General features: G+C 42.0%; 3 protein-coding genes. All 3 read left to right on the forward strand.

Annotation, left to right across the window (positions count from 1 at the left end; translation table 11 throughout):
* Positions 1–471: hypothetical protein (locus tag GX348_01490; protein NLP40859.1), on the forward strand; the 471-nt coding region annotated here is incomplete at its 5' end.
* 153 nt (positions 472–624) lie between these two features.
* Positions 625–1,056, forward strand: a complete 432-nt coding sequence (locus GX348_01495; GenBank protein ID NLP40860.1) for a hypothetical protein — start codon at positions 625–627, stop codon at positions 1,054–1,056.
* A gap of 284 nt (positions 1,057–1,340) precedes the next feature.
* Positions 1,341–2,267 carry a hypothetical protein gene (locus GX348_01500; protein ID NLP40861.1) on the forward strand — a complete coding sequence of 309 codons (927 nt, stop codon included), beginning with the start codon at positions 1,341–1,343 and terminating at the stop codon, positions 2,265–2,267.
* Positions 2,268–2,621: the final 354 nt, after the last annotated feature.

Raw genomic sequence — 2,621 nt, forward strand, 5'->3', positions numbered from 1 at the left:
CTTATTGCCGGTAAAGAAAATGGTACAGACAACAAGGTTTATGGTTTGCATGCATCCTTTAGCCCAGCTGAAGCTTGGACTTTAGGCGGAACTCTGGCAAAATATGATATCGAAGGCAGCGATGCCACAAACTACTGGGCTTTAGATGCAGCCTACAACCATGGCAAAGTTGGTTACTTTGCTGAATTTGCTAAGTCTGATGCTAACGATGCTAATAAAGCCTTTGTATTAGGAACTAGCTATGCACTTGATGAGAAGAACTCACTTTCCGCTATTTACAGCAAAGTAGAGGCTAATGGCGATATGGGTGCATGGACAGACTTTGATCCAAACGGCAAAGGTATGTACTATAGCTTCAATCATAAGATTAATGAAGATACAACCTTGAACGTATTCTATAAAGATATGAAGACTGTAGATACTAACGAATCGTACAACTCCTTCCGCACAACTGTTTCATATAAATTCTAATAAAGTATGCTAAAACAAATAAGTCTAGAGCCACCAAGGAAACTTGGTGGTTTTTTCTTTAAGGTATAAGAAAAAGTTGCCATACTTCAGCAGGAAATGGCATATCATGTATAGAATGACTACATAGTCAGATCTATAAGGAGGATTAAAAATATGAAGAAAAAATTTGTAACAGGTCTTTTGTTAATTTGCTTGCTTTCAGTTGCAGCTGTCCCGGCTACCCAGGCCTTTAGTTTGGGAGATGTCTTAAAAGTCGGCGGCATCGGATTCGTGGTTGATAAATTCTCTGGCCCGTTAAATAACTTTATTAACACCTTGACAGCAAAACATGGGGCTGGCACAGATTATGCAACTAAGGTCGTCCCGATTATTACCATCGGCAGCGGCGGTTACGTAGGTGCAGCCCAGATAACCGGCCCGCAGGAATTAGTTGATAGAACTCAAGCCTGTCTGCAACTTGAAGGCAATTTTAACGGCAAACAGTTCCGCGTTAAAGCGCTCATTCCAATCGACAGCAAAAATCCTGTCAAATTCTCCCGCGTCCAAGGCGTTGGGGTATCAGCTTTAATTGACGTAAAAATATAAACGTAAATAAATACATATACAAGTACGAGATTGCCACGCTGCGCTCGCAATGACATTGGTCTATCTAAGTTGTCATTGCGAGGAGCCAAAGCGACGTGGCAATCTCTTTTTTATTCCCCGTCCCCTCCGTAACCCAAAATCCCCTCTTGAGAGGGGTGCCCTCAGGGTGGGGTGTGTAATTCGCTAGCAGGTAATCTAGACTTAGTTATTTTGCCATCTATCGGCAGGATTTTCCTTTATCTTCGCGAAATATGTGATGAAAGCGAAAAGGGAGGAATCTATAAATGCGCCAAAAGATTATCGTAAGTATACTACTTATAATGTTCATGTTTTCGACATTCGCGTCGGCACAAAATATGCAGGATATGACGCTACTGGATAAGATAGTCGCGGTAGAAAAAATATACTATGGCAGTGAGCAGACTGGCTCACTGGTAGAGCGGACTGCCAAACTCGAAAACGATATTTATGGTGTCGAAACGCAAGATGCGCTTATGACTAAGTTAGACAGAATATATACATATACTAAAGATAACTCTGATTTTGCTCCGTCGTTTATAATGAAATTAAACGCAGTCGAGTGGGCCTTAACGCATGATGTTACATCACTACCGGCCAAGGAGCGTGTTGAAAACCTTGAACGCGTTCTGCTTGGTAGCTCTACGGCTGGCGCATTTGAAGACCGCGTTAACAAATTGCTGAAGCTTGCCTATACCGATGGACAAATTGCTACCGCAAATACTATCTTAGATAAAGATACCCTAGTAAAAATAAAGATAGTAACTCCGCTTAACACAAAGACCAGTCGACCCGGTGATGTGGTCATGTTCCAAGCCGCTGACGACGTCTATTCCGGCGGACAATTAGTTATTGCCAAAGGCGCGCAAGGCTTTGGTAAAGTAACCAAAGTTGAGCCGGCTAAAAATTTTGGCCGTGATGCCAAACTAGAAATAACGTTTGATTCAATCGAAACTATGGACGGAAACAGCATTGCTACCTTTTTAGGAGACAAAGCCAAAGAAGAAACTAAATCGCTAGCCAAAGCCGCTGGAGCTACCGTTGTCGGATTGGCAATTCTAGGACCGGTAGGCGTAGTCGGTGGAGCCTTTGTCAGAGGCGAAGATGTCAACATTCAAGCCGATTCGCTGATGTATATCCAAACTAAGGATGAAATTGAAACCTATGGCCTGCAGGTAAAAGCGCCCATATAATGTAGAAAAGCCACCATGCGGTGGCTTTTCTACATTTTGCCTTACAAAAAATTGCAGGAAAACGTAGTTGGCTGTAGAATAAAATATAAAATTAGCGGAAAAACTCTTAAATGATTTTAGATATATTTTCCATTTAGTGATATATCGAGATCGCCGCAGTTAGCTATCGCGATTCAACTTTTTTGAGGCTAAATCTAAGCAACTGACATTGCGAGCGAAGCGCGGCAATCTCCGTCAATTTCTAATAATTAGACAGGAGATAACTATGTTTGATACAAAAAAGGCTCTTTTCGGCCTGCTGGCACTGATTATGGTTTTTGGCTCAACAATGCCTAGCTATGCAGCCGATAAAAA

It is taken from the genome of Veillonellaceae bacterium (genome assembly GCA_012523975.1).
Classification (GTDB): domain Bacteria; phylum Bacillota; class Negativicutes; order JAAYSF01; family JAAYSF01; genus JAAYSF01.